1 protein-coding gene and 1 pseudogene are annotated in these 782 nt (G+C 35.0%); both read left to right on the forward strand.

The genetic code is table 11. The annotated features are described in order from the left end of the window. Positions 1 to 106 (forward strand): annotated as a pseudogene (locus ACFIJK_RS09405) (transcriptional regulator); the annotation flags it as partial. A gap of 99 nt (positions 107 to 205) precedes the next feature. Beyond that, positions 206 to 571: a hypothetical protein gene (locus ACFIJK_RS09410; protein ID WP_208431513.1), complete on the forward strand. Its 366-nt coding sequence runs from the start codon at positions 206 to 208 to the stop codon at positions 569 to 571. Positions 572 to 782: the final 211 nt, after the last annotated feature.

The following is a 782-nucleotide window of genomic DNA, read 5'->3' on the forward strand; positions in this document are numbered from 1 at the left end:
TTATTTAAAGCTGCAAAAGTTGAAGGATAGTTCTAGCTCTATGCCTGCTTTTATTGCTGCCCCTACAGATAATAACGAACAGCAACAGCAGCCTTCACATTCTTAAAGAAGAAAGATCATGAGAAACGGAATATTGAAGAAGATTTACACCCAGTTTTGTAGATCAATAGGTTGTAATACGAAAATTGAGAATGGAGATAAGTTTGTGAAAGAATTTATACAAATACCGGATCGTGATTGTAGCATAGAAGATCTTATAAAACGACATAGAACTCATACAAAAGTTCTTGCAAAACAAGAAGAATGGCATAAGTCACAATTTGATAATTGGATGAGATGGCATGAAGCAACTCTTGCAGAGCGAGATAAGTCAATTGAACAACAGCAAGTAGTACTTGAAAACCTATCCTCTTTAATTAAGCAAAAAAATGAAACGCTATACAGCCAAAGGCTAAAGTTAGCTTCACAGATGAAAGTTATTGATGAATTAAACAATAAAATCACTGAGTTAATCAACAAAAAAGAAGAACCGAGATTGATCGATTTTATTTTTGCAGGAGAAGTTTTTTAACTTGCGTCATTTGAGCCAAAAATGAGGATTGTTAATTAACAATGAATCATTGCGAGGTTCCTTTTTCAAAAACATTTTTGCAAGACAGGCAATCACAACACGCTCTGTCATAGCAAACATATAAATACGTAGAGCCTTAAGGGGGGATTATGATCACTAACGCACAAACCATTTTATGTCTTGATCTAGGGACCAAGACAGGCTGGGCGAT

Source organism: Bartonella sp. PS17NMGDW, from assembly GCF_042193555.1.
GTDB classification, from domain to species: domain Bacteria; phylum Pseudomonadota; class Alphaproteobacteria; order Rhizobiales; family Rhizobiaceae; genus Bartonella; species Bartonella grahamii.